Below are 24,639 nucleotides of genomic sequence, written 5' to 3'. Positions count from 1 at the left end.
AACCTTTCAAAGGGCAAACGGCGCGCAATCAGAAACGATCTGCGCTCAGGCACGAATGGCCTGCTCCGTCTCAGGGTCGAAGAAATGAACGTGAACAGGATCGACGGTCACGGTCAGCACGTCACCGGATTTTATGGTAAGACTGGCTGGCAGAGCGGCGCGTAAACGGTTTCCGGAAAGCGTCAATTCAGCATCCTCATCGGCTGCCTCCTCAACAGAAGCAGATTCGACATCCAGATGAACAAGCTGCGTTGCGCCAAAATCCTCAACAAAGGCAACATTCCCCTGCATCCGTCCTTTGCTCGCATCTGCTTCGTCAGCGGTAGCCAGCACTTCCGGGCGAATGCCAAGCGTAATGGTCTTTCCCAGAAAGGTATTCAGGGCCGGTCGCTTCTCCAAAAGTCCGGCATCAAGCGGCAACCGAAATGCGCCAACTTCGGCAAAAAGATCTTTACCATCAGCAATCACTGTCGCCTTCACAAAATTCATGGACGGTGTTCCGATGAACCCGGCAACAAACAGGTTGTCGGGTGCATCATAAAGCGTTCTGGGCGCGCCAAGTTGCTGCAGAACGCCGCCGCGCATCACCGCAACGCGATCACCCATGGTCATCGCTTCAATCTGATCATGGGTTACATAGACAGTGGTCACTCCGGTCATCTTCTGCAATCGGGCGATTTCCGCGCGCATCTGACCACGAAGCCGGGCGTCCAGGTTGGAAAGCGGCTCATCCATCAGGAATGCGTTCGGCTCCCGCACCAACGCCCGACCCATGGCGACGCGCTGGCGCTGACCACCGGAAAGCTGCCCCGGCTTGCGCTTGAGATAAGGCTCCAATTCAAGGAGTTCTGCCGTTTTCTGAACTTTTAGCGCTATTTCTTCTTTTGCAACGCCGCGTGCGGAAAGACCAAAGCCGATATTTTCTTCCACCGACATATGCGGATATAGCGCATAGGATTGAAATACCATGGCCACATCCCGATCCCGTGGTGCCAGACCGTTGGCAACATTGCCGCCAATTTTCAACTGACCGCCAGTAATGTCTTCAAGGCCGGCGATCATGCGCAGCGCCGTCGACTTGCCGCAGCCACTGGGCCCAACAAGCACGAGAAATTCGCCATCTTTAATTTCCAGATCAAGGTGGCGAATAGCGGTCGACCCATCAGGATAGCGCTTTTCGACACCCTCAAATATGATGGACGCCATGTAGTCTCCAGTTTTGATGTGACGCGATGTCGGCCAATGCACGCCACCACGTATCAGGTCATATAGACGCCGCCGGTCACATTAACCCCTTGCCCGGTCATGAAACGGGCGGAATCGGAGCAAAGGAAAACGACAACATCGGCAACATCCTCAGGGGTTTCGATACGTCCAAGAGGGGTCTGGGAAATATAGTCTTCGACTACCTTTTCCGGCGTCACACCACGAAGCTCCGCCTCCCAGGCGATCTCTCGCTCCTGCATGCCCGTTTTGACAAATCCCGGGCACACGGCGTTGACACGAATACCCTGCGGGGCAAGTTCGCGCGCCAGTGCCTGCGTCCAGCCCAGAACGGCAAACTTGCTCGCTGAGTAATGCGCCAGCAAAGGCGCACCCACTTTGGCCGCAAGCGAGGCCGTGTTCACAATGACACCACGTCCCTGTTTAACAAATGCGCGCGCTGCAATCTGGTTCGACAGAAAGATACCGCGTGTGTTGACATCGAAATTGAAATCCCACTCTTCGTCGGTCAGCGAGAGGGCGTGCTGCATGCTGGAAACGCCGGCGTTCGCAATCAGAATGTCATAGCCGCCCATAACCTGAGCCGCTTCGTCAAAAGCTGCCTGGACGGAGTCGCGATTGCGCACATCAATCCGAATGGCCTGCCCACCGATCTCGGCTGCCACAGCTTGCGCCGCCTCAAGCTGAATGTCACATACGGCGACTGTTATGCCTTGCTGCGCGAGCGCTTTTACAATGGCACGCCCAATGCCGCTGCCACCACCGGTGACAATTGCCTTCAAACCGTTCAATTCCCCGTATTTGGGCTGTCCCACGCGCATAAACTCCAACTAAAACAACGTTGCGATCATATAACAACAAAAACTTACAAATCAATCGAAAATTATGTTTGAATTTGTTCGCTTTCTGCTTTAAGCACATAACATTACAGCGTGTTGATCACAGAGAGGATGGAGATCGCTCATATTAAAGATTGTTTGAGCGATGGTCTGAAATGAACACAGAATCAGAGACAGAAACTCACCCGACCGAAAAAACCAAAGTTCTGGCGCGCACGCGTCACGGCTGGATATTGGACGCACTTGCCGAGACCGGTGCAGTGTCCGTGACCGAAATCGCCGCGCAGCTTGGGGTATCGGAAATGACAATCCGCCGTGACCTGACGGAGCTGGAACGCGACGGTCGTCTTGCCCGCACCCATGGCGGTGCTGTGAGCACCGAGCGAACCATTTCAAGTGTTGCGGAAAGTGTTCCTGTCTCATTCAATGAGCCGGCCTTTCAGGCGCGCCTCGGCAAAAACGCTCTGCCCAAACGCCTGATTGCACAGGCCGCTGCAAATGTTGCAGCGGGCGCGCGTGCCATTGCGTTGGATGTAGGCACCACGACATTTCTCTTATCTCGCCTGCTTGCGCCGCAGCAGCACGTGAAGTTTTTCACCAACAGCGTTCGAAATGCCATCCAGCTCGGAGAGGGGCTGGGTGAGGTCTACATTCCAGGCGGGCGTGTGCGAAATGACGAGATGTCGATTTCGAATGCAAGCGCCGTCGCACAATTTGCCGAATTGTGGTTCGATATCGCCTTTGTCGGTGTGTCCGGGCTCACGCCGGACGGAATATACGATTACTCATTTGACGACACAGAGATGAAGCGGGTCTACCTGAAACGCTCCACAAAGAAGGTCGTCCTTTGCGATGCTGCGAAGTTTCATCGCATGTCGCTGGTTCACATCGCCCCCCTGGCCGATTTCGACCTTCTGATCACCGACGCCCGACCACCGGCGGAGCTCGCCGAAGCACTCGCGGCAGCAGATGTTGAAGTGCTGATCGCCAAGCAGACCCAATAAGAGCCGCATCACGCAATGTCACAGCTCGACGTGGCCCAACCCAGTTATATTTCGGAGCAGTAAATGGTTTTTGATTTTTTTGGAGAGAAGAAGAAGGTCATTATTGCGATGTCGCATATTGGCGCTCTTCCTGGGTCTCCGGGCTATGATTCAGACGGCGGTGTAGACAAGCTGATTGAGGATGTTCTCAGCGACGTTGAAAAGCTGCAGGCCGGCGGCGTGGATGCCATCATGTTCGGCAATGAAAACGACCGACCCTACGAATTGAAGGCACCGCCGGAAGGCATTGCCGCCATGACCGCGATCGTGCAGGCCGTCAAGCCGCAGTTGAAAGTGCCATTTGGTGTCAATTATCTGTGGGACCCTGTCGCCAGCATTGCTATCGGAGCAGCGACCGGCGCGAAATTCGTTCGCGAAATTTTCACCGGCGTCTTTGCCTCCGACATGGGCGTTTGGGCGCCTGATTGTGCGTCTGCGGCACGGCTGCGCTCCAAGCTGGACCGCAAAGACATGAAAATGCTCTTCAACATCAATGCGGAATTTGCCCATTCGCTCGACCAGCGCCCGCTTGAGCTTCGCGCCCGCAGCGCGGTCTTCTCGTCGCAGGCTGACGCAATCCTCGTATCGGGGCCGCTCACTGGTCAGGCTGTCGATCAATCGGGTCTGCGCGCCGTTTGCGATGCGGTTTCCGATGTTCCCGTTTTTGCCAATACGGGCGTCAACAAGGATAATGTCGCCGACATTCTGTCATGCGCCAGTGGTGTGATCATCGGCACGCATTTCAAATTCGAAGGCAACACCTGGAACAAGGTGGACCCCGAACGTGTCAAACGCTTCATGGACATCGTCAACGATATCCGCAATTGACCCTTGCTAAGCCCCCGGAGCAAACCGGGGGAAGAAGGTCCGACTTTTTGATGCAGACGGTCTTGCCGAGAAGCTGACCGTAAAGCGCGCACCCCTAGGGTTTCAGGGCATCGCCGATCAGCTCGATCAGCGCGCCCTGTTCACTTCTTTAGGGTCTTCCGCAGCTCAAAAGTCGAACTTCACGCCCTGAGCGAGCGGCAGCTCGGCAGAGTAATTCACCGTAGAGGTCTGCCGACGCATATAGCCTTTCCAGGCGTCTGAGCCGGATTCGCGACCGCCGCCGGTTTCCTTTTCGCCGCCAAAGGCTCCGCCGATTTCAGCACCGGACGGGCCGATATTGACATTGGCGATACCGCAATCTGAACCGACAGCCGATAGGAAGGTTTCGGCTTCGCGTACATTCAGCGTGAAGATGCACGAGGAAAGACCCTGCGGCACATCATTTTGAATGTCGATAGCCTCATCCAGTGTGTCATAGCCCATCACATAGAGGATCGGTGCGAAGGTTTCTTCGCGAACGGTATCCGTCTGCTTGGGCATTTCCACGAGCGCAGGCTCGACATAGGCTCCGCCTTCGGGAACATTGGTGGTAACGGTTGCACCACCGTGAACCGTCGCACCTTCAGATTTTGCCTTTTCAAGCTGCGCCTGCATGCGGTCTGCGGCCTGTTTGTCGACCAGAGGGCCAATCAACGTGCCATCCTTGCGCGGATCGCCAATCGGCAGAGAGGCATATGCCTTTTTCAGGCGGTTCACCAGCTCCTCGCGAATGGAGTTGTGCGCAATCAGGCGGCGGAGCGTGGTGCAGCGCTGACCAGCCGTGCCAACGGCGGAGAAGACTATGGCGCGCACCGCCATGTCGAGATCGGCCGATGGCGCGACGATCATGGCGTTGTTGCCGCCAAGCTCCAGGATCGGGCGGCCAAAGCGTTCTATCACTTTCGGTCCGACAATGGAGCCCATACGGGTGGAGCCGGTGGCCGAAATGATCGGAACATCCTTGGAATTGACCAGCGCTTCGCCGATGTCTGCGCCGCCAATCACCACCTGCACCAGGCCTTCAGGCGCATCGGCACCGAAACGCTTAATCGCGCGGTTCAATATCTTCAGGCATGTGAGCGCGGTCAGCGGGGTCTTTTCAGACGGTTTCCAGATCACCGGATTGCCGCAGACAAGTGCGAGCGCAGCGTTCCAGCTCCAAACGGCAACCGGGAAGTTGAATGCGGAGATGACACCGCATGGGCCCATCGGATGCCAGGTTTCCGTCATTCGGTGGCCCGGGCGCTCTGAGGCAATTGTCAGGCCGTAAAGCTGGCGGGAAAGACCGACGGCAAAGTCGCAGATATCGATCATTTCCTGCACTTCACCAAGACCTTCGGACGTGATCTTGCCGGCTTCCAGCGTCACGACGGCACCAAGCTCTTCCTTCGAAGCCCGCAATTCTTCGCCCAACAGGCGAACAAGCTCGCCGCGGCGAGGGGCCGGAACCTTGCACCATGCCTTGAAGGCTGCCTGCGACTTGGCGATGATGGCGGGCATATCGCCGGCCTTTGTTTCAGCAATCTTGGCGACTTCAGCACCATCAATCGGGCTCTTGACAGAGAGCGTCCCGCCGGAGAGTTCGCTTGCGTCAAAGCCTGCGGCTTTCAAAATATCGGCATGGTTCATCATTGATCTCCCTTGAGATTATCGGTTTGTACGGCTGGCAACGGCAGCGGCAATGCGCTGGAGGCCAGCATCGAGCTCAGTGTCGGAATAAGCAAATGAAAGTCGGGCATGGCCGGGCAGCCCAAAGGCGCGGCCTGGCACAATTGCCACATTGGCATGGTCCAGAAGCCAGGCGCAGAATTCAGCGTCGGATGCAAAGCCGCCAGCTTTCATGGCACCCTCTATATTCGGGAAGGCGTAGAATGCACCGTCGGGTGAGGGGCACTCAATACCTGCCATGCTATTGAGTGCATCCACCACTTTGTTGCGGCGTGCCAGCAGTGCTTTGCGGCGCGTGTCCAGCAATGTCTGGTCGCCGGTCAAGGCTGCCAGGGCGGCCGCCTGCGCAATAGAGCAGGCACCGGAGGTGACCTGCCCCTGAACAGCCCCCATCGCCTTGATCAGCGCAACAGGGCCGATGCCCCAGCCAATGCGCCAACCGGTCATGGAATAGGCTTTGGAAACGCCGTTCACGATCAAGGTCCTGTCCGCCAGCTCGGGTGCGGCGGTCTTGAAGGAGGTGAAGTCCACGAAATTCAGGTGCTCATAGATTTCATCCGCGAGCACCCAGACATGCGGATGCCTCTGCAACACTGCAGCCAACGCTTTGATTTCATCGGCGCTATAGATCACCCCCGTTGGATTGGAGGGCGAATTCAGCATCAGCCAGCGCGTGCGCGGTGTTATCGCCGCCTCCAGACGCTCAGGCGAGAGCTTGAAGTTGTCCGCCATCGAACAGGGTATGACCACCGGTTCGCCTTCCGCCATTTTCACAATGTCGGAATAGCTTGTCCAGTAAGGTGCCGGCATGATGACGGCATCACCGGGTTCCAGTGTGGCAAGCATGGCATTGGCCAGAACCTGCTTTGCGCCTGTGGAGACGATCACTTCGCTGGCGTTGACATTGTTGACGGCAGCAATGGCTTTGCGCAGTTCAGGCGTGCCGACCGTTGCGGGGTAACGGGTTTTGCCAGCCAATGCCGCTTCATGCGCGGCTTCAACCACATGTTCAGGTGTGGGAAAATCCGGCTCGCCGGTGGCAAAGGAAAGCACGTCGCGGCCCTCGCTGCGCAACACTGCGGCGCGCTCGGCAAGCTGTACGATCTCGGAAATCTCAAGCGCTGCAATGCGTGATGCACGCTTGAACGTTACCGCATGCTCCATCGCCTCGGGGTGTGGCACTGTAGGCTCCAATTTTCCTTTTCAGAGACGCGTGTGTCGGAGCATTCTTCCGGCGCATCTTCGTCTTCATGACAATCTTTCGATGTTGATGCGGCTGAGACTAACCCATTTAGACTTGAATAAAAGGCCACATTTAGGCATCTTTGCATGAGTTAAATGAATGTATGAGTTTCGCGCATGCTGCCTGCAATCCATCTGCCAAGCCTGGCCGTTCTTCGATGTTTTGAGGCCGCGGCCAAGCATGAGAGCTTTACCGCAGCGGCTGAAGAACTGTCGCTGACGCAGGGTGCTGTCAGTCGTCACATCAGGGAACTCGAAGACCAGATCGGTGCAGCACTCTTTCGGCGCGAGGGCAGGGGGGTTCGCCTGACGGATGCAGGCCGAACCTTTGCCCGAGAACTTTTCGATGATCTGGAGCGGCTGCGGCGAACCATTTCCCATGCCGTGGCCGCAGGCAGTACGACCAAATTGCTTTCCATCGCTGTGTTGCCGACTTTCGGGTCGCGCTGGCTGATGCCGCGGCTGCCGGAATTCAAGAATGTGCGCGACGATCTTGAGCTTTTTGTCTACAGCCGCAGCGAGCCCTTTGATTTGTCGGCAGCCGGTATTGATCTCGCCATTCACACTGGCGGTGAGGAGTGGCCGGGTGCGCAGCTGACGCCGCTTTGCCCTGAAGGGCTCGTTGCCGTTGCCGCACCGCAGCTTGTCCATAAATTCGGTGATACGCCGCGGGATCTCTTCAATATGCCGCTTTTGCATATGTCATCGAGACCCCTCCTGTGGGAGAACTTTCGCCAGACATTGGCAGGTGTCGATGTGCCGGCACGCAAAGGCAGCTATTTCGACCAGTTTGCGCTGGTCATTGCTGCTGCCATTGCCGGCATGGGTGCAGCGATCCTGCCGACCTATCTCATCGAGAGCGAAATACAGTCTGGTACCTTGCGCCAGATTTCAGTTCTGCCGGATTCGTTTGGCCGCAATTATTACATTGCGACCCCGGCGGGTCAAACCAAGCCCCTGGCAACGCAATTTGCGAACTGGCTCAAGAAACAAGTCAGCCGACCGCTTCGCTGATGTTCTCTTGCCGGAAGGTCGACAGGCCCATCATCATTCTACGAGACAAGAACGGCGTTTTGCGCGTCATGTCGAATGTCTGCCGCCACCGCATGTCTATCGTTCTGGAAGGTCGCGGCAATGTTCGTGCAATCACCTGCCTATGTGTCATGCCGGCGCAATCGGCGGTGCATCCTCTTGCGGCCCGAAGAGGAGAAGAGCGCTGAGACAACCCAATTGAGTGCCCAATGCACTTATCTTCTTGTGGCGCCTAATGTGTCTGCAACGTGAGCGCCGCGTTGTCCCATGGGTTGCGGTTCTCCGATCGTTGAATCGATTGCTGTCTGGTGTTCAAGCTCAGCATTGAGCTTTGCGCCCACAATCAGGATAATCATCGAAAGCCATATCCACGCCACGGATCCTATCAATGCACCCAGCGTTCCATAGGTTGCATTGTAGTTGCCGTAATTCTCCAGATAATAAGAAAAGAGCACAGAGCTCAGGAGCCATACGGCGACGGAAAAAACCGCACCCCAGCTCAGCCAGCGCAACTTCGCCTGTTCGCGGCTCGGCCCAAAGCGGTAGAGAAGCGAGATTCCCACAGCGATAACTGCCAAGACGATCGGCCACCGGGCGAGGCGCACAGCCTCGTCGATCCAGCCGGCGGGGCCAATCAGCGAAACGGCAGCAGGAACGACCGCAATCCCGGTGATAAGGATAATCAGCACCACAAGCGCGCCCAAGGTGAAGCCAAATGTAATCAGGTTGAGACGAATGAAGCTTCTCTTTTCAGTTTCACCATAAGCAACATTCATGGCCTCGAAAAGCGCCTTGATACCGTTGTTGGCGCTCCAAAAAGCAACCAGAAGACCACCAAAAAAAGCAAATCCGGTTGCCGACGTATTTTCCCCAGCCAGGGCATGAAGCTGGCGCGTGATGAGGTCAAGCATGCCGGCAGGAACAACGGCGGAAAGAAAATCGATCTGATCTGCTATGTCTGAAGGGTCGGAGATGAAGCCGTAGAGACTGACCAGAACGGCAAGTGCTGGAAAAACCGCGAGCAGCAGGTAATAGGTGACGCCCGCCGCGACAAGGCTGATCCGGTCTTCTGTCCATGCGCCAGCAATGCGACGCAACACGTCAAGAAAACCTCTTGCAGGAATACTGCTCGGCTTTTCCGCTTGTCTTCCTTGGCCGTCGTCCAGTGCAGGGCACTTCGAATTCACGTCTTCGTCCATCGGGAAACTTTTAAGCACTCCTGGATTGATTGTCGAGACGCCGACCGCGCGAACGCGGTCGGTCGCCAGATCAGTCAACGCGTCTGATCAGGATCGATCGATACCTTTGTCCAGTTCTTCATTCACGCGGCTGCGGGCCGTTTCGTAGACGTCGGTTGCCACGTCAGCTGTTCGCTCCAGCGTTTCAGACGCCAAATCGCTTGCCGCAGCAGTGCCTGCTTTCTTCACGGAGGTGGCAGTCTCACCCATCGCTTCGTCCTCGGTTTCCGTCGAAGGAAGCGCAGCTCCGATCGCGGCACCGGCGGCAAAGGCCAGGGCAGCCCCGACGAGCGGGTGGTCTCGAAAGTGATGCACAAGCGTATCGTTCAGCTGCGCGCCCTGCTGCCGGGCCCGGTTGGCCGCCGAGGAGGCCGCATCGCCGGCCGAACTTGCTGCAGTTGAGGCTCGATGGCTCATATCGCTACCCGCCTGCTTGACCCTCTCCCAGGTGGCGGACGTCCATCCGGTTGCCGCATCGAAAGCCTCACCGGCCTCGTCGAGGATCCGGTCGATCTCCCGCCCGCTGGCATCCTTGAAGCCGCGGTAGGTTTTGCCCGCCTCATCCATGAAATGACCAGCCCGATTGCCGGCTGAATCCGACAATGCCTTCAGCCGTTTGCCCGAATCGTCAGAGAAATGACTGTAGAAGGTGTCGCCTTCATTCTGCGGCGGACCGACGCGCCGGACTGTTCCCACAGCCGGGTAAAGCGGATAGTCGCCGACTTCTGGAGTGGCCGGCCCTGGGGCGTTGTGGCGCTCTGCCGTCGAGGCCTCACCTCTGCTGGCCATCAACCACGCCAGACTGGCCCCCATGAGGGCCACGGGGATGGGATTTGTCTTGACGTCGTGGCCGAGGTTGCGCGCGAAGTCGGCACCGCCGCTGCGCTTTGCATAGGCCAGCACCTCATCGACAATCTGGCCAGGTGACAGGCGATCTCCGATCGCCTCTATCCGCTCGCCGATCCGCTCGCGGTCTTCGTTGATCTCACGCTCGATCTCCGCCGAGCTCTTGTTGGCTGCTGCATCCATCACATGCTCTCCTTTGCTGTACGGACATCACGGCGTACGGAGTCGGCCGTCCGATCCATTGTGAGGTTACGTGCTTTGAGGGCACTCATGCCGTTGGCCAGCAAGCGCCAACCGATCAAAGCGAAAATCAGTCCGACGATCACTGCAGATAGGGTTGTTGCGCTCATCTCCGGCATGCCCCATTGGACAAACAGGGCTGCAATGCCCGTTACGAGCGCGGTCAGGAGAACGCCGACAGCGGCAATAGTGAAAACGATACCCGCGATCAGAATCTCGACGCCCGAGATTGCCTGGTCCAGTTTCTCAGAAGCTTCCGCTTTGGCCAGCGCAATTTCCTTGCGCAAGAGGCTGGAGACATCTGCAATCAGTTCGGTTGCCAGCTCGGCAATAGGTGCTCTTTCTTTCTGATCAGGCATCGGCTTCCTCCTCACGTGTCAATTGCGAACCAGATCGGCGTCGGTTGGAAGCGTTGAGAAACCGGCTCGCTGCCAAGCCCGACGCCGCAGCGATACCGAGGAAGGCCAACGGTTCTCTGCGACCGAAATCCTCAACGATGTGTGCGATCTCGCTTGCGTCCTTGTTTTCCATCCGCTTGGCAAAGCCACGAACACTTGCGCCGATTTCCCTGGCATATTTTCCGACCTGAGGTTGATCGGAGCCTTCGAGCTCCGCTCCGGCCTTTTCGAGGGCCTCGCCGACGCCGCCGAGTTGGCGTGCAGCGAAATGTGAATTCTCGGACACGGCGTGCTTCACCTTGCCGGCGACCTTGTCCTTCTCGTTGGCAACCGCTTCTCGTCCCGTTTCCATGTCGCTTGCAATTTCTTCCTTCAGGCTCTGCGTTTGCCGCTTTGCCGAAGGATCGTCCTCTTTGTGGGTGCTGTTATGGGGGTCTCCCATCCGTTCAGCAGAGCGCGGAGTGTCTTGTGTCATGGAAATCTCCTCTGATCGATAATTGACGAATTTGCCCCCCAACTTCGTTTTGTCGCCAATGTTCCGGTCAAATCTGCAATGCACACGACCTCACCGTTTTTGCTGAAACCTCACAGGGCTGGCCAAGCGCTGCATCGACTGCAATCAGCCGTGCATCCAGCCTTCCCTCAGTCATCAGACGCCTGCAAAGCGCATCATCAGGCATGTGCGGTTCTCGAAGTAGGCAACGTTTTGAGACAATATCCGTGTTGATCTGGTCAAGCGGGGAGCAGCCAGTAGCTTCATTGCTTGAACTATCGCCAATAATGGCTGGCGGGAAAAAGAACGGCGCAAACCTTGCCGGATTGCAAAACATAAACTGGTTACTGCAGTTTAGAGCGGTTCAACTTTTAATTGAAGCGCTCAAGGCCACAAGCGTGGCCCGGCGCTAATGCGCCGCCACAGTGGAGCATTTCGCAAAGCGCAAGTGGCGTGAGCGAAAAAATGTAGGCTGTTTCAGTCAAAAACTGAAACAGTCTAGCGGCTGGTGCAGGTAACAGGACCTTCAGGAAGGTCCCCTTCGCCTAAACCTCCAGCCATTCCTTGCGAATATCGCTGCGGTCGAGAAATTCCTGCGGGGAGCCTTCGTAGACGATCTCGCCGTGGCCCATCACATAGACCTTGTCGGCAATGCGAAGGGCGATCGAAAGTTTCTGTTCCACAAGCAGGATCGAGACGCCTGCCTTGGCAATGGTCGCGATCAGGTCGCCTACCTGTTGGACGATCTTCGGTGCCAGACCTTCTGTCGGTTCGTCGATAATGATCAGGTCGGGATCCCCCATCAGGGTCCGGCAGATCGTCAGCATCTGCTTCTCGCCGCCGGAAAGCACTCCAGCTGCCGTGTCCGCGCGCGCTTTCAGGTTCGGGAACATGTCAAGCATCTGCTCGATGTTCCAACGTCCCGTATTTTGCATGTTCTTGATACCGAGAATGAGGTTCTGCCGCACCGTCATTGCTGGGAAGATATCCCGGTTTTCGGGAACATATCCAAGGCCGAGATGCGCGATGCGATGGCTTGGCAGGCCCGAGATGCGTTGTCCCTTGAAGAGGATCTGTCCCTTGGGCGGAACCTCGCCCATGATTGCCTTGGCAGTCGTCGACCGGCCAACGCCATTGCGCCCGAGGAGTGCGACAACTTCACCAGGCGCGATTTCCATATTGACGCCTTGCAGCACATGGCTCTTGCCATAATAGGCGTGCAGGTTTTCAACCTTCAGCATGGGCTCGACATTGCGTTGGACATGGCTCATGCAGCACCTCCCAAAGTCAGGGCTTCGGCATCATCGCCAAGATAGGCGCTGCGCACCTTGGGGTCTCCGCGGATTTCCTCCGGTTTTCCGGTTGCAATGATCTCGCCATAGACGAGAACGCTGATCCGGTCGGCAAGCCCGAAGACCACGCCCATGTCATGTTCGACAATCACGAGCGTCTTTCCTTCTGTCGCCTTGCGGATGAGTTCGACCGCGTATTCCGTCTCCGAATGGCTCATGCCGGCTGTCGGTTCATCCAGCAGGATCACGTCTGCGTCTCCGGCAATGGTCATCGCGATCTCAAGGGTGCGCTGATCGGCATAGGAGAGCAGGGCCGCTGGCGTGTGTGCCTTGTCAATCAGCCCGACCCGCTCGAGAACCCAGGCTGTTTTTTCCTGCAGTTCACGTGAGGAACCGACATTGCGCCAGAATGCATAACCATGCCCTTGTGAATAGAGCAGACTGCATCGCACGTTTTCGCGCACCGTCATGTTGGCGAATATGTTGGAGACCTGAAAGCTGCGGGAAAGCCCGAGCCTGTTGACCTCGAAGGCGGGTTTTCCGCCCACCTCCTTGCCATTGAGGAGAATACGCCCCGATGTGGGCCGGAAACGCCCCGAAATGAGGTTGAAGCATGTTGATTTACCAGCCCCGTTCGGACCGATGATGGCATGGCGTTCGCCTTTGGCAACCTCAAGGTTTAAACCTTGTATGATCTTGGCGTGGCCAAAGCTCTTGTGGACATCAATGAGCTGCAAAGCGGCTTCAGTCATCTTCAAGCCTCGCTTTCTGTGCGTTTGACGCGGCGCAGGATCAGGATTCCGGCCAGCAGCGGCAAAGTACCTATGACCCACGTCAGGGCCCCGTTATGCGGCAGGTCGAAACCGAACGGTGCGAACACATCTCCATATCCATCCGACCATCGATAAGCGACTTCCACAACGACAATGACGGATGTTGCCACTAGCGCCAGACCAAGGATTTGCGTGATCCATTTGCCGATCAGCGCATAACGGCCCGGCGAGCGGATCCCTCTCCAAAAGCCGAAGACAAGACCAGCGATGCCATCCGGCACGAAAAGCACCACCGAGATGAACATCAGTCCGAGATAGAGCAGCCACCCCGCTGTATAGTCGGAAAGGTTCGAGCCCATGTAGGTCATCAAGATTGCACCGAATATGGGCCCCGCGAAAAAGCGGATGCCACCGATATAGGTCGCAATGAGAATTGCGCCGGACGGGATGAGCGAGAGGCTGTCTGGCGTGAAGATCTCGTCCTGGACGGCCGACATGCCGCCTGCCATGCCCGCAAATGCGCCGGCAAAGATGAAGACGAGATACCGGACCCGCGTTGGATCATAACCGATGAACTGGACCCGCTCGGCATTGTCGCGCGTGGCCTCCGAGAGGCGACCGAGCGGCGTGCGGGTGAAGGCATACATTGCAACCGTTCCGACAAGGGTCCAGAAGGCGATGAAATAATAGACCTGCTCAATTGGTCCCATCGACAGGCCGAAAAATTTCGGGCCGGACATCCGGTCGCCGGAAATTCCCATCTCGCCGCCGAATAAACTGTCGAACATGAAGGCTGCCGTGGACATCAGTTCCGCGACACCGAGCGAAATCATTGCAAACGCGGTTCCCGCGCGGCGACAAGAGGGCCAGCCGATGATGGCGCCGGCAAGCGCACCCATGGCAAAGCCGAAAATGGGAAGCGAAAAGACCGGAACATTGCCCCAGAAGCCACTCCCATCAGCGTCCGCGATCCAGTTTAGAATATGGACGCAGAAATAGCCGCCAAGACCCAGATAGACGGCATGACCAAAGGACAGAAGGCCAGCGCGGCCGAGCAGCATATTATAGCTGAGCGCAAAAACGATATTGATGCCGATATGGTTGAAGAGGGTGAGCGTTCCCCGGGAAACACCGATGAAGGGAATGACAATTAGAAGCAGCGCGAAGAGAATGAACGGCAGCGCCCGCTGAGTGAATTTCTCCGATGCGCTTGGAGCCAGCGTCGTCATGTTGGTGGTCATGTCTGTCATACCTCACGTTCCCCCATGAGGCCTCTGGGTCTGGCGATCAGAACCAGCACCAACAGCAGGAAAGGCAGGGTCGGCGCCAACTGGGCAACGGTGATCCGCCCCAACTCGGAGCTCGCCGTCAGGCCGAGGAAGCCGAATATGTCGGAGAAGGATGCGTTGATGGAAACCGCCGAGGTCTGCAATATGCCGATCAGCATGGCCGCCAGAAAGGCACCCTCAAGCGACCCCAGGCCGCCAACGACGACGACCACGAAAACGATCGGTCCCATCTGGACCGCCATGGCGGGGTCGGTGATGAAGTAATTTCCGCCAATCACACCGGCAAGGCCGGCAAGGGCGCAACCTGCGCCGAACACGCTCATGAAGACAAGCGGTACATTGTGCCCAAGATGACCCACCATGTGCGGGTGAGTGAGGGCCGCCTGAATGATGAGGCCGATGCGTGTCCTCTTGAGAAGATACCAAAGCGACACCAGCATGAAAACTGCGACAAACAGAATGAAGATGCGGTAGGCCGGGTAGTTCGATCCGTAAAGCGTGAAAAGCGTGAAGTCGAGCGCCTCCGGCACCTTGTAGTTCACCGCATTTCGGCCCCAGATGATCCTGACGACCTCGTCGATCAGATAAGCAAGACCGAAGGTGAACAAAAGCTCTGCCACATGGCCGTTGACATGCACGCGGCGCAGGCCCCAGCGTTCGACAAGCATTCCGACACCGCCAGCCAGAACCGGCGCCAGAAACAGCGCAAGCCAGAAATTGGTCACGCCCATGATGGTGTAGGCGAAATAGGCGCCCAACATGTAGAAGCTTGCATGGGCGAAGTTCAAGATGCCCATCATCGAGAATATGAGTGTCAGCCCGCTTGACAGCATGAAGAGCAAAAGCCCGTAAATCATGCCGTTTAGCAGGGAGAATACGATTGTTTCCATGCTGTCCCCGTCGAAGGCTCGCCTGTCAAAACCTAGCTCTGAAAATCATGCAGATCGGGCGCCGATGGTAATTGATATGGCGGCGCCCGATCTTAAACCTCAGGCGGTAGGTCCCTGTTATGGACGTACCATCTCACAGGTGGTCGGCTCTTCAGCTGCTGCGGCATCGATCTTGCCGTTTTCAACCAGCTTCCATCCCTTGTCGGTGTTGTCGACCGTGTATTTCACGTCCTTCGCCACCGTGGAGACGTAGAGATTCTGCTGCGCCTGGTGATCCGATGCACGCATCGTGACCGGGCCATAGGCACCTTCAACAGTCAGACCTTCAAGAGCCTTGGCAATGGCCACCGGATCGTTCGAGCCGGCCTTTTCGGAAGCCGCCTTGAGCATGTCCACGGCCTCGAAGGCACGGTGGTAGTAGTAATCATATTCCGGAAAGCGCTCCTTGTATTCTTCGATCAGAGCGTATTGCGCATCGCTGGCTTCCAGATTGGTGATGCCTTCGCTGACCTGATAGAGCGTGCCGATGGCGGCGTCGCCAAGCGTTGAGACCGCGCCCAGCGAACCGCCATAGAATGTCAGGAACGGAATTTTCAGGCCTGAATCTCCCGCAGCCTTGACCAGCAGCACCATGTCCTGTCCCCAGTTGCCGGTGATGACCGCATCAGCGCCGGAAGCCTGGATTTTCTGGATATAGGGCGTGAAGTCCTTGACCTTGCCGAGCGGATGCAACTCGTTTCCGACAATCTCGACGGACTCCTTCTTTTCTCCGAGCTGCTTGACGGCAGCCTCAGCAACAGCCTTGCCGAACACATAGTCCTGGCCGATCAGGTAGACCTTCTTGATATCGTCGCGCTTGATGAGCCAGTCGGTGATGGCGTTCATCTTCATGTCGGCATGCGCGTCAAAGCGGAAATGCCAGAACGAGCAGGCTTCGTTGGTGAATGCAGGCGTGACAGCTGCATAGTTCAGGAAGACAACTTCATCGCCAGGATTGCGCTCATTATGTTTGTTAACCGCGTCGATGATTGCAGCAGCTACGGATGAGCCGTTGCCCTGAATGATGAACCTTGCGCCGGAATCAATGGCTTTTTGAAGCTGGACCAGCGACTCCTTCGGGCTGACCTTGTTGTCGTAACCGGTCAGTTCGACCTTTTCGCCGTTCATTCCGCCGTTTGCGTTCAGATGCTCGAACGCCAGAACATAGGATGTGTAGGCACCGGTGCCTGACGGACCGAAAGGTCCAGACAACGGATCAATGAATGCAACTTTCACATCGGCCTGCGCTACTCCATGCGCAGCCAAACCAACAAACGCTGCCATGGCAGCTTTGGCAAACAGTGTCATATTTTCCCCTCCCACGCTGGTAAGCCAGCGGTACTTGACAAGGACAGTCAACAGGACTTCATTGCCGACGTCAAACAAAATTTCAGAAAATTATTCCGCACTGCAGAATATTTGAATACCGAGACGTTGGGGGAACGCGAGACATGGATGCCGAATTTGACGACCTTCGTGGCAGGATCGGCACCGAAATTGGCGTATCGTCCTGGCTGAATGTCGAGCAGGATCGCATCGACGCCTTCGCAGACGTGACCGAGGACTGGCAGTACATTCATATCGATAAGGAGAAGGCCGCCAATTCGCCATTTGGCGGCACAATCGCACATGGTCTTCTCACGCTCGCCCTTCTTCCGCGCATGGCAGCTGAGTGTCTGCCGAGGCCCGGCGAAAACAGCACAGGCGTCAATTACGGTTTTGATCAGGTGCGGTTTCTCTCGCCGGTTCCGGCAGGCGCGCAGGTTCGCGGGCGGTTCGTGCTGGAGGACTGCATTGAAATGCGGCCCGGCACACATCGGCTCATCACCAGTGTCACGGTCGACATCAAGGATCAGGACAAACCGGCACTCGTCGCCAAGTGGCATACGCTGCGCGTAGCCTCAGCCCATTGATGAAATCAAAATATAAGCGGGCGTATGCGCCCGAGAAACAGAAGGAGGTTAACCCATGCGTGATGCAGTAATCGTTTCCACCGCCCGTACGCCGATTGGCAAGGCATTTCGAGGCGCTTTCAACAACACACAGGCTCAGGAGCTGATTGGCCATGCCGTCAAGCACGCCGTCGAACGGTCCGGTGTTGATGGCGCAGAGGTGGAAGACTGCATTGTCGGGGCGGCGCTTCAGCAAGGCGCAACAGGCGGCAATATCGGTCGCCAGGCCGTCATTCGCGCAGGCCTGCCAACCACTGTTGCCGGCATGTCGATGGACAGGCAGTGCGCCAGCGGCATGATGGCGATTGCCACAGCCGCCAAGCAGGTCATTCACGACGGAATGGATATCGTTGTTGGTGGTGGTGTCGAATCGATTTCGCTGGTGCAGAACCAGAACATGCGCACCGACCGCGCACGCGATCCCTGGATTGTCGAGCATCAGCCTGCCCTTTACATGTCGATGCTGGAAACAGCCGAAATCGTTGCAGAACGCTACGGCGTCAGCCGCGAGGATCAGGACGCCTATGCGGTTCAATCACAGGCTCGCACGGCTGCAGCACAAGCCGCCGGAAAATTCGATGACGAGATCGTCCCGCTGACCACCTCCATGGCGGTTATGGACAAGGAGACCAAGGCGATATCCTACCGCGAAGTGACGCTGGACAAGGATGAGGGGAACCGTCCTGGAACATCGCTCGACAATCTGGCGGGTCTGCAGCCGGTCTTCAAGGACGGACAGGTGGTCAAGGAAGGCAGGTTTATTACCGCAGGCAACTCCTCGCAGCTTTCCGATGGTGCGTCTGCTGCCGTCATCATGGAAGCCAAACTTGCTGAAAAGCGCGGTCTTACCCCGCTTGGCCGTTATGTTGGTGTCACGGCAGCGGGCCTGGACCCGGACGAAATGGGCATCGGCCCGATTTATGCCGTGCCCAAACTGCTCAAGGCCCACGGTTTGAAAATGGACGATATCGGACTTTGGGAGCTGAACGAGGCTTTCGCCTGCCAGGTTCTGCAGTCGTCTCGGGTTCTGGGCATTCCTGAAGAGATCCTCAACGTCAATGGCGGTGCGATTTCCATTGGCCATCCCTATGGCATGTCCGGTGCCCGCATGGTCGGCCACGCTCTGATTGAAGGCAAGCGCCGCGGTGTGAAATATGTGGTTTGCACCATGTGCGTGGGCGGGGGCATGGGTGCCGCCGGATTGTTTGAAGTGTTGTGAAGCCAGACGGGAATTGGAATGCCTGAAATTTATCTTGTGCGGCATGCCCAGGCCAGTTTTGGGGCGGCAGACTATGACCAGTTGTCAGAGCTTGGTGACCGTCAGTCGGAAGCGCTGGGGCGGGCTCTTGTCCGCCAGGGCGTCAAACCTTCAGTCTTCGTTGTGGGTGCGCAGAAGCGGCATCTCCAGACCATGCAGGGCATCCTGCGCGGCATGAAGCTTGAAGACCGGCAGCTGGAGCAGCATGCGGGCCTCAATGAATTTGATTTCAAGAGCCTTCTTGGTGCCCGTTTTAACGGCAAACCGGCTCCCGAAGGGATGCATTCGGACCGCCGGACGCATTTTCGCATCTTGCGCGAAACGGTGCTCGAATGGGCGCAAGACCGGATCGAAAGCCCTCCCGAACGCTGGTCCGACTTTGTCGGTCGGGTCAAAGATGCAAGGGACTTTCTTGCGTCATTCGACAAGGGGCCGGTTCTTGCCGTCAGTTCGGGCGGTGCTATTGGGCAGATGGTCCGGCTGTGTCTGAATGCGCCTGCCGAAGAGCAGATCCGATTGCAGTTGCAGATCCGCAATTGCGGGGTGACGCGGTTTTTCGCTGCGCCGGATGACATTTTCCTGACCGGCTTCAATGAAACGCCCCATATTGATGCTGATAATCAGGCCGAACTTCTCACCTACAGTTAGGGCAATTCATGACCAGCCAGTTTTTCTCAGATCAGGACAGGGCCAATGTCGAGGCATGGCTGAAGGGGCGCGTTGACGGCGTTTCGCAAATCAGGTCTGTCTCCAAATTTCCAGGCGGTCAGTCAAACCCGACCTTCCTGATTGAAACAGACGGCCCAAAGCTTGTTTTGCGCCGAAAGCCGCCCGGCCAACTCCTGAAGTCGGCCCATGCGGTTGACCGTGAATTTCGGGTGCAACGCGCGCTCGCCAATTCGGATGTTCCCGTCAGTCGCGTTCATGCTCTGTGCCAGGATGAATCGGTGATCGGTGCGGATTTCTATGTCATGGACTATGTTGAAGGCCGCAATTTCGACCTGCCGAATCTGCCGGATCAATCACCGGAAACCCGGTTTGCCATCATTGACGAGATGAACCGTGTGCTGGCGGCTCTCCATGAGGTGGATATAGAGGCATGCGGCCTGGCTGATTACGGGCCTGAGGGGAATTATTACCGCCGCCAGCTTGACCGCTGGACCAAGCAGTACCGCTCGAGCCAGACAGCCGACATTGCGCCGATGGAAGCGTTGATGGCCTGGCTGGATGCGAATGTGCCGGACGAGTTGGGTCAGCGGCGACTGGTTCACGGTGACTACCGGATCGACAACATGCTGTTTCATGGCACGGAGAGCCGTTGTCTGGCCGTGCTCGACTGGGAATTGTCGACCATCGGCCACCCTTACGCCGATCTCGGTGCCGTGCTGATGCAGTGGGCAATGCCGGTTGGCCCGGAAGGACGCGGTCTTGCCGGGGTGGACCGAAAAGCATTGGGGCTTCCAAGCGATGCCGAATTCGTCGATGCCTACTGCCGACGCCGGGGATTGGCGGGGATAGACAATCTCGGCTTCTATGTCGCTTTCGCCTTTTTCCGCATGGCGGCCATTCTCCAGGGCGTTCTCAAAAGGGCGCTAGAGGGCAATGCCTCCAATCCTGAGCGGGCGAAGCTGGTGGGAAGCTATGTGCCGCTTTATGCCGAAGGTGGTCTGAAAGCCGCTGGTGAAATTTGATTCTGGTTGAAAAGGACGATCATGAAGGACCCAAAAAGCGAAGCCCCATACCCGTTTCAAGAACTTCTGGGCTTCAAGATGGTGGACTGGTCGACAGATTATTGCCGTTTCGATTTGCCGCTTGGTGAAAAACACCAGAACCGTTACGGCATCCCGCATGGCGGCCTTTATGCCACGCTGCTGGATACGGTGATGGGTTTTGCAGGTTGTTATACAGGCGATCTGGATAACAAGAGGCTGGCCATGACCCTGTCGATGACCACCAATTTTCTGTCGCGGCCCGAAGGCGATTGGCTGATTGCTGAAGGTTTTCGAACCGGCGGCGGGAAAAGATCATTCTTCGCGCGCGGCGAAGTCACCGACAGCAAGGGCACTGTTGTGGCAACAGCCACCGGCGTTTTTCGCTATCGCTCGTAGGCGACACACCCGATTGCAAAGCCGTCGGCCAGTGCCGTCTTCGCACCGCAGTACCTAGGAAATGGTTTCGCCGCCATCGGCGACAATGGTCTGGCCGGTAATATAGGCCGACGCATCGCTTGCCAGGAAAAGAGCCGTGCCTGCGATATCGTCCGGCACGCCGATCCTGCGCAAAGGCGTCTGTTTTTCGGCGCGTTCGAGCCGCTCCGGGTCTTCCCAGAGCGCACGGGCAAAGTCGGTTTTCACAAGACCGGGTGCCAGTGCGTTAACGCGGATATGATGCGGTCCCCATTCCACGGCAAGATTGCGGGCGAGCGCGGCTTCGGCGGCTTTCGATATTCCGTAGGCACCGATCACCGTATTGCCGCGAATGCCGGCAATGGAGGACAGGATGACCACCGTTCCGCCGCCGCGCTCGGCCATGCCGGGAAGCACCATGTTGCAAAGCTGAAGCGTGGAGCGGACATTGGTCGACATGATCTTGTCGAATGCGTCGTCGGTCAGGTCAGACATGGGGCCATAGACGGGGTTAATCGCGGCGTTGCAGATCAGGCTGTCGATGCGGCCCCAGGCCGACATTGTTTTATCGACGAGGCGTTGCAAGTCTTCTTTCTTGCCAATGTGGCAGGGAATGACCAGTGCCTCACCGCCCTGATCGCGGATCGTCTTTGCCGTATCTTCACAAGCCTCGGCGGTGCGGCTGGAAACGACAACGCGTGCGCCAAAGCGGGCAAACATTTCGGCGGTCGCCCTGCCAATGCCGCGACTTGAACCCGTCACAACTGCGACCTTACCTTTGAAATCGAACATGATTGCCTCACTCTTGACTGGCACGGCACTGCCGCAGCGTTTCACGAAACGCATTGATGCGTCCGGAGGCCGGAAATCTATCCATCCCCTGAAACCTCCCCCTTTTTTCAGTTGTTGCCCATCCGAAAAAACCAGTCAATGGTGCGGAATATTTTTTTGCCTTGCGGAAAATGGGAGACGTCTTAGTATTGGCCGCTGAAACTGGGAGGAGAAAAACCATGCAGGAGAGAGCCGGACCGGGCTGATTGATGCGCCGACAGGAGGAGTGTGTCATTTCAATCAAGCAGAGGTCTTTGCAAATGCCTTCAAGACATCCCGCGCCTTACTGGCCGGCGGATATTCCGCGCGCGCTCGAATTGCCGGAAAGAACCGTCGACGCCAATCTGGAAATCACGGCAGAGCGCTCAGGCGATACTGTCGCCATCATCTATCAGGGCCGGGAGGTCCGTTACGCGGAGCTTTGGCAAAAGGTTCTGGCGCTGGCTGGTTATCTGCAGCAGCGGGCCGGTGTCAAAAAGGGTGATCGGGTCCTGCTTTATATGCAGAACTCTCCGCAATGGATCATCAGCTATTATGCAATCCTGCGTGCTGGTGCCGTTGTCGTGCCTGTCAATCCGATGAACCGGACAGGCGAGCTTGAATATCTTCTGTCCGACACCGGTGGCTCGGTCATGGTGATTGGCCAGGAGCTGGCTGGCCAGGTACAGCCGCTTCTGGAGAGCGGGCAAATCGGCCATGTCATTTCAGCAGCCTATGCCGAAATGGGTGACCCGGATTTTGACTGCCCGCTGCCCGATCCTTTGCCAATGCTCAAGGAAAGCGACCTCACGGGGCCGGGGATTTGCGGGTTTGCAAAGGCCATTCAATTCGGCGAGACGCCGCGTGCGCGTGAAACCGGACCCGATGACCTGGCTGTCATTCCTTACAGTTCTGGAACGACAGGCCAGCCGAAAGGCTGTATGCATACACACCGAACCGTGATGGTGACCATCGTTGGCGGCATCATTTGGAATCCGGCTGTCGCCCATACAGTGAATTTGGCGACGTTGCCGTTCTTCCATGTGACGGGCATGCAGAGCTCAATGAACCAGCCCATCTATCAGGGCGGCACGATTATTATCCTGACGCGATGGAACTGCGTTCACGCCTCCAGGCTCATCGAGCGTTACCGCGTCAACCGATGGGCCTCGATCAGCACAATGATGATCGATCTGCTCAATAACCCGGAAACAGAGGCATATGACCTTTCGAGCCTCGACAAGATCGGCGGCGGTGGTGCTGCCATGCCCGATGCCATTGCCAAGAAGCTTCGGGTGCGGATTGGGCGACCCTATATCGAAGGCTACGGCCTCTCAGAGACGATTGCCGGGACCCATATCAATCCGGTTGACGCGCCAAGAGACCAGTGTCTCGGCGTCCCGGTCTTCGGCGTCGATGCGCGTGTGGTCGAGCCCGGCGGCACCAAGGAACTTGATCTGAATGTTCCCGGCGAAATCATCATGTCTGCACCCCAGGTCTTCAAGGGTTATTGGGGAAAACCGGAAGCAACCGCAGAAGCCTTTGTCGAGATCGACGGCAAGTCATTCTTCCGCACCGGGGACATTGCCTATCGCGATGAAAGCGGCTTCTTCTACATGGTGGATCGCCTGAAACGGATGGTCAACATTTCCGGCTACAAGGTCTGGCCGGCCGAAGTCGAGATGCTGATGCTTAAAAACAAGGCTGTCGCCGAGGCCTGTGTGGTGCCGGGACGCGATGAGCGCCGTGGCGAATTTGTGAAGGCATTTGTCGTTCGGGCAAAGTCTGCGCCGAGCGCAGATTCCGACAGTATCATTGCCTGGTGTCGCAAAGAAATGGCCGCATATAAATGTCCCAGCGAAGTCGTCTTCATCGATCAACTCCCGCGGTCTGGTGCCGGCAAAGTCCTCTGGAGGGAGCTGATCTAACTGTATATGCACATGGTTTTCCGCGTGGTAGGAAGCCGCCGATTGAGCTTGGCAAAGGAACAGTGGAATGAGAAAGCGTGCGGTGTCTGCCGACGAGACGGAAGACACATCTGGCGAGCAGGACCGGCAGTTTATCACCGCACTTCATCGCGGCCTCGAAGTTTTGCGCGCGTTCAGACCCGAAGATCGAAGCGGGTTGAGCAATGGCGATATTGCGCAGCGCACCGGCCTGCCGAATTCGACTGTGTCGCGCCTGACATTTACCCTCCTGAAGTCTGGCTACCTGTTGTATGACAAGCAAACCGGGCGCTATCGCATGGGTGTGCCGGTTCTCTCCCTCGGGTTTGCCTGCCTGAATGGTCTCCCAATCCGGGAGGCCGCACGCGACTATATGCAGGAACTTGCCGACAGTTGCGGCGAAGGCGTTCTGGTTGGTCTCGGCGGGCGAGTCGAACATACAATGATCTATGTGGCCGCCGCGCGCTCCCGCAGCGTGATCTCACTGCAACTGGATGTCGGATCACGCATATCCTTGGCACGTTCGTCGATGGGCCGCGCCTATCTGGCCGCCTGCAGCGTGCAGGAAAAAGCCGAACTGCTGTCGGCCCTTGAGAAGCGGGCCGGCCCGGACAAATGGCCGACGCTGCGCGAAGGCATCGAAGATGCGGCTGAACAGATTGCGCGGCGCGGCTTCTATCTCAATCTCGGAGAATGGCAAACCGGGGTCAATTCTGTCTCCGTTCCGTTTGCCCGCGGCCGGGACAACGAGCCACTGCTGGCATTCAATCTCGGCGGCCCCGCCAACTACCTCCCTGTCGAGAAGCTCGAAAACGAATGCGGGCCGAAGCTCCTCAAGATGGTCAACCTGCTCCGAAACAGCCGCATCTAGCGATGAGGTCACGTTCATTGGTGATGGCTCGATAATCGGCGATGTCTACCCGTGGGTTGCGAGGCGATTGAGAGCCAGCTTTCCCGCCTGAAGAGGCGCGCGTGATCTTGTTCTTCTGTCCGACACGGGACTCGGCTTTTCACCAAAACGCGTCGCTTTTTTCTCTATTTTCACCAAATCATACAAATAGCGCTGACGCGTAAATTTTTCACCGAAAAGGGGTTGCCTCTTACCAAAATTATATTTTAGGCTAATAAAAACAA

25 protein-coding genes are annotated in these 24,639 nt (G+C 57.0%); 11 read left to right on the top strand and 14 right to left on the bottom strand.

The window, feature by feature from the left end:
* Window positions 1–45: 45 nt before the first annotated feature.
* Window positions 46–1,206: an ABC transporter ATP-binding protein gene (locus NHF56_RS20675; protein ID WP_252808179.1), complete on the bottom strand. Its 1,161-nt coding sequence runs from the start codon at window positions 1,204–1,206 to the stop codon at window positions 46–48.
* 53 nt (window positions 1,207–1,259) lie between these two features.
* Window positions 1,260–2,045: an SDR family NAD(P)-dependent oxidoreductase gene (locus NHF56_RS20670; RefSeq protein ID WP_254007785.1), complete on the bottom strand. Its 786-nt coding sequence runs from the start codon at window positions 2,043–2,045 to the stop codon at window positions 1,260–1,262.
* Window positions 2,046–2,218: 173 nt separating this feature from the next.
* Here NHF56_RS20670 and NHF56_RS20665 point away from each other — a divergent pair, with 173 nt between their 5' ends.
* Window positions 2,219–3,067 carry a DeoR/GlpR family DNA-binding transcription regulator gene (locus tag NHF56_RS20665; protein WP_252808175.1) on the top strand — a complete coding sequence of 283 codons (849 nt, stop codon included), beginning with the start codon at window positions 2,219–2,221 and terminating at the stop codon, window positions 3,065–3,067.
* A 63-nt stretch (window positions 3,068–3,130) separates the two neighbouring features.
* A complete protein-coding gene (locus tag NHF56_RS20660) occupies window positions 3,131–3,934 on the top strand; it encodes a BtpA/SgcQ family protein (protein WP_252808174.1) in 804 nt (267 codons plus the stop codon).
* 165 nt (window positions 3,935–4,099) lie between these two features.
* Here the strand turns inward: NHF56_RS20660 and NHF56_RS20655 are convergent, their stop codons facing one another.
* Window positions 4,100–5,602 carry an aldehyde dehydrogenase family protein gene (locus tag NHF56_RS20655; RefSeq protein WP_252808173.1) on the bottom strand — a complete coding sequence of 501 codons (1,503 nt, stop codon included), beginning with the start codon at window positions 5,600–5,602 and terminating at the stop codon, window positions 4,100–4,102.
* An 18-nt stretch (window positions 5,603–5,620) separates the two neighbouring features.
* Window positions 5,621–6,805 carry a pyridoxal phosphate-dependent aminotransferase gene (locus NHF56_RS20650; RefSeq protein ID WP_252808230.1) on the bottom strand — a complete coding sequence of 395 codons (1,185 nt, stop codon included), beginning with the start codon at window positions 6,803–6,805 and terminating at the stop codon, window positions 5,621–5,623.
* A gap of 195 nt (window positions 6,806–7,000) precedes the next feature.
* Here NHF56_RS20650 and NHF56_RS20645 point away from each other — a divergent pair, with 195 nt between their 5' ends.
* On the top strand, window positions 7,001–7,897 hold the full coding sequence (locus NHF56_RS20645) for a LysR substrate-binding domain-containing protein (protein ID WP_252808172.1): 897 nt from the start codon (window positions 7,001–7,003) through the stop codon (window positions 7,895–7,897).
* Window positions 7,897–8,103 (top strand): Rieske 2Fe-2S domain-containing protein, encoded by a 207-nt coding sequence (locus NHF56_RS20640; RefSeq protein WP_252808171.1) that lies wholly within the window; start codon window positions 7,897–7,899, stop codon window positions 8,101–8,103. Before NHF56_RS20645 ends, NHF56_RS20640 begins: the two co-directional genes overlap by 1 nt.
* A gap of 27 nt (window positions 8,104–8,130) precedes the next feature.
* Here NHF56_RS20640 and NHF56_RS20635 read toward each other — a convergent pair whose 3' ends face one another.
* The 9 genes from NHF56_RS20635 to NHF56_RS20595 all read right to left on the bottom strand — a co-directional run bounded on the left by NHF56_RS20635 (window position 8,131) and on the right by NHF56_RS20595 (window position 16,721).
* Window positions 8,131–9,192, bottom strand: coding sequence for a YihY/virulence factor BrkB family protein (locus NHF56_RS20635; protein ID WP_306431205.1), 1,062 nt, complete (start codon window positions 9,190–9,192; stop codon window positions 8,131–8,133).
* Between the two features lie 9 nt (window positions 9,193–9,201).
* A complete protein-coding gene (locus NHF56_RS20630; RefSeq protein WP_252808170.1) occupies window positions 9,202–10,182 on the bottom strand; it encodes a DUF3618 domain-containing protein in 981 nt (326 codons plus the stop codon).
* Entirely contained in the window at window positions 10,182–10,598 is a 417-nt protein-coding gene (locus NHF56_RS20625; protein ID WP_252808168.1) for a phage holin family protein, read from the bottom strand. The genes NHF56_RS20630 and NHF56_RS20625 overlap by 1 nt, the downstream gene beginning before the upstream one ends.
* Complete coding sequence (locus tag NHF56_RS20620; RefSeq protein ID WP_252808166.1) at window positions 10,591–11,112, bottom strand: nutrient deprivation-induced protein; 522 nt, start codon at window positions 11,110–11,112, stop codon at window positions 10,591–10,593. The genes NHF56_RS20625 and NHF56_RS20620 overlap by 8 nt, the downstream gene beginning before the upstream one ends.
* Before the next feature lie 563 nt (window positions 11,113–11,675).
* Window positions 11,676–12,371, bottom strand: a complete 696-nt coding sequence (locus NHF56_RS20615; protein ID WP_252808226.1) for an ABC transporter ATP-binding protein — start codon at window positions 12,369–12,371, stop codon at window positions 11,676–11,678.
* Between the two features lie 26 nt (window positions 12,372–12,397).
* On the bottom strand, window positions 12,398–13,174 hold the full coding sequence (locus tag NHF56_RS20610; protein WP_252808164.1) for an ABC transporter ATP-binding protein: 777 nt from the start codon (window positions 13,172–13,174) through the stop codon (window positions 12,398–12,400).
* 2 nt (window positions 13,175–13,176) lie between these two features.
* On the bottom strand, window positions 13,177–14,445 hold the full coding sequence (locus tag NHF56_RS20605) for a branched-chain amino acid ABC transporter permease (RefSeq protein ID WP_252808162.1): 1,269 nt from the start codon (window positions 14,443–14,445) through the stop codon (window positions 13,177–13,179).
* Window positions 14,442–15,374, bottom strand: a complete 933-nt coding sequence (locus NHF56_RS20600) for a branched-chain amino acid ABC transporter permease (RefSeq protein WP_252808160.1) — start codon at window positions 15,372–15,374, stop codon at window positions 14,442–14,444. Before NHF56_RS20600 ends, NHF56_RS20605 begins: the two co-directional genes overlap by 4 nt.
* A gap of 117 nt (window positions 15,375–15,491) precedes the next feature.
* Entirely contained in the window at window positions 15,492–16,721 is a 1,230-nt protein-coding gene (locus NHF56_RS20595) for a branched-chain amino acid ABC transporter substrate-binding protein (RefSeq protein ID WP_252808158.1), read from the bottom strand.
* A gap of 143 nt (window positions 16,722–16,864) precedes the next feature.
* On the opposite strand from NHF56_RS20595, the gene NHF56_RS20590 reads away from it, so the two are divergent.
* From NHF56_RS20590 to NHF56_RS20570, 5 genes are read left to right on the top strand one after another with little or no spacing between them, the layout of a single operon-like run.
* A complete protein-coding gene (locus NHF56_RS20590) occupies window positions 16,865–17,326 on the top strand; it encodes a MaoC family dehydratase (protein ID WP_252808156.1) in 462 nt (153 codons plus the stop codon).
* A 55-nt stretch (window positions 17,327–17,381) separates the two neighbouring features.
* The gene (locus NHF56_RS20585; protein ID WP_252808153.1) at window positions 17,382–18,584 is read left to right on the top strand and encodes an acetyl-CoA C-acyltransferase; all 1,203 of its coding nucleotides are present in this window, start codon (window positions 17,382–17,384) and stop codon (window positions 18,582–18,584) included.
* A gap of 18 nt (window positions 18,585–18,602) precedes the next feature.
* Entirely contained in the window at window positions 18,603–19,271 is a 669-nt protein-coding gene (locus NHF56_RS20580) for a histidine phosphatase family protein (RefSeq protein ID WP_252808151.1), read from the top strand.
* 8 nt (window positions 19,272–19,279) lie between these two features.
* Window positions 19,280–20,314, top strand: a complete 1,035-nt coding sequence (locus tag NHF56_RS20575; RefSeq protein WP_252808148.1) for a phosphotransferase family protein — start codon at window positions 19,280–19,282, stop codon at window positions 20,312–20,314.
* A gap of 21 nt (window positions 20,315–20,335) precedes the next feature.
* The gene (locus NHF56_RS20570) at window positions 20,336–20,731 is read left to right on the top strand and encodes a PaaI family thioesterase (RefSeq protein WP_252808146.1); all 396 of its coding nucleotides are present in this window, start codon (window positions 20,336–20,338) and stop codon (window positions 20,729–20,731) included.
* A 54-nt stretch (window positions 20,732–20,785) separates the two neighbouring features.
* On the opposite strand, the gene NHF56_RS20565 is transcribed toward NHF56_RS20570, so the two are convergent.
* Complete coding sequence (locus tag NHF56_RS20565; RefSeq protein WP_252808144.1) at window positions 20,786–21,541, bottom strand: SDR family NAD(P)-dependent oxidoreductase; 756 nt, start codon at window positions 21,539–21,541, stop codon at window positions 20,786–20,788.
* A 299-nt stretch (window positions 21,542–21,840) separates the two neighbouring features.
* Between NHF56_RS20565 and NHF56_RS20560 the strand changes: the two genes are divergently transcribed.
* Window positions 21,841–23,487 (top strand): long-chain-fatty-acid--CoA ligase, encoded by a 1,647-nt coding sequence (locus NHF56_RS20560; RefSeq protein WP_252808138.1) that lies wholly within the window; start codon window positions 21,841–21,843, stop codon window positions 23,485–23,487.
* A gap of 67 nt (window positions 23,488–23,554) precedes the next feature.
* The gene (locus NHF56_RS20555; RefSeq protein WP_252808136.1) at window positions 23,555–24,376 is read left to right on the top strand and encodes an IclR family transcriptional regulator; all 822 of its coding nucleotides are present in this window, start codon (window positions 23,555–23,557) and stop codon (window positions 24,374–24,376) included.
* Window positions 24,377–24,639: the final 263 nt, after the last annotated feature.

The organism is Rhizobium sp. L1K21, from assembly GCF_024055895.1.
Lineage (GTDB): Bacteria > Pseudomonadota > Alphaproteobacteria > Rhizobiales > Rhizobiaceae > Ensifer_A.
Note: the sequence above shows the minus strand (reverse complement) of the source record. Positions and strands in the feature narration are given on the sequence as shown.

Coding starts and splice junctions, on each gene's coding strand:
- NHF56_RS20675 (WP_252808179.1), bottom strand. CDS start 1,206: ATGGCGTCCATCATATTTGAGGGTGTCGAAAAGCGCTATCCTGATGGG.
- NHF56_RS20670 (WP_254007785.1), bottom strand. CDS start 2,045: ATGCGCGTGGGACAGCCCAAATACGGGGAATTGAACGGTTTGAAGGCA.
- NHF56_RS20665 (WP_252808175.1), top strand. CDS start 2,219: ATGAACACAGAATCAGAGACAGAAACTCACCCGACCGAAAAAACCAAA.
- NHF56_RS20660 (WP_252808174.1), top strand. CDS start 3,131: ATGGTTTTTGATTTTTTTGGAGAGAAGAAGAAGGTCATTATTGCGATG.
- NHF56_RS20655 (WP_252808173.1), bottom strand. CDS start 5,602: ATGAACCATGCCGATATTTTGAAAGCCGCAGGCTTTGACGCAAGCGAA.
- NHF56_RS20650 (WP_252808230.1), bottom strand. CDS start 6,805: ATGGAGCATGCGGTAACGTTCAAGCGTGCATCACGCATTGCAGCGCTT.
- NHF56_RS20645 (WP_252808172.1), top strand. CDS start 7,001: ATGCTGCCTGCAATCCATCTGCCAAGCCTGGCCGTTCTTCGATGTTTT.
- NHF56_RS20640 (WP_252808171.1), top strand. CDS start 7,897: ATGTTCTCTTGCCGGAAGGTCGACAGGCCCATCATCATTCTACGAGAC.
- NHF56_RS20630 (WP_252808170.1), bottom strand. CDS start 10,182: ATGGATGCAGCAGCCAACAAGAGCTCGGCGGAGATCGAGCGTGAGATC.
- NHF56_RS20625 (WP_252808168.1), bottom strand. CDS start 10,598: ATGCCTGATCAGAAAGAAAGAGCACCTATTGCCGAGCTGGCAACCGAA.
- NHF56_RS20620 (WP_252808166.1), bottom strand. CDS start 11,112: ATGACACAAGACACTCCGCGCTCTGCTGAACGGATGGGAGACCCCCAT.
- NHF56_RS20615 (WP_252808226.1), bottom strand. CDS start 12,371: ATGCTGAAGGTTGAAAACCTGCACGCCTATTATGGCAAGAGCCATGTG.
- NHF56_RS20610 (WP_252808164.1), bottom strand. CDS start 13,174: ATGACTGAAGCCGCTTTGCAGCTCATTGATGTCCACAAGAGCTTTGGC.
- NHF56_RS20605 (WP_252808162.1), bottom strand. CDS start 14,445: ATGACAGACATGACCACCAACATGACGACGCTGGCTCCAAGCGCATCG.
- NHF56_RS20600 (WP_252808160.1), bottom strand. CDS start 15,374: ATGGAAACAATCGTATTCTCCCTGCTAAACGGCATGATTTACGGGCTT.
- NHF56_RS20595 (WP_252808158.1), bottom strand. CDS start 16,721: ATGACACTGTTTGCCAAAGCTGCCATGGCAGCGTTTGTTGGTTTGGCT.
- NHF56_RS20590 (WP_252808156.1), top strand. CDS start 16,865: ATGGATGCCGAATTTGACGACCTTCGTGGCAGGATCGGCACCGAAATT.
- NHF56_RS20585 (WP_252808153.1), top strand. CDS start 17,382: ATGCGTGATGCAGTAATCGTTTCCACCGCCCGTACGCCGATTGGCAAG.
- NHF56_RS20580 (WP_252808151.1), top strand. CDS start 18,603: ATGCCTGAAATTTATCTTGTGCGGCATGCCCAGGCCAGTTTTGGGGCG.
- NHF56_RS20575 (WP_252808148.1), top strand. CDS start 19,280: ATGACCAGCCAGTTTTTCTCAGATCAGGACAGGGCCAATGTCGAGGCA.
- NHF56_RS20570 (WP_252808146.1), top strand. CDS start 20,336: ATGAAGGACCCAAAAAGCGAAGCCCCATACCCGTTTCAAGAACTTCTG.
- NHF56_RS20565 (WP_252808144.1), bottom strand. CDS start 21,541: ATGTTCGATTTCAAAGGTAAGGTCGCAGTTGTGACGGGTTCAAGTCGC.
- NHF56_RS20560 (WP_252808138.1), top strand. CDS start 21,841: ATGCCTTCAAGACATCCCGCGCCTTACTGGCCGGCGGATATTCCGCGC.
- NHF56_RS20555 (WP_252808136.1), top strand. CDS start 23,555: ATGAGAAAGCGTGCGGTGTCTGCCGACGAGACGGAAGACACATCTGGC.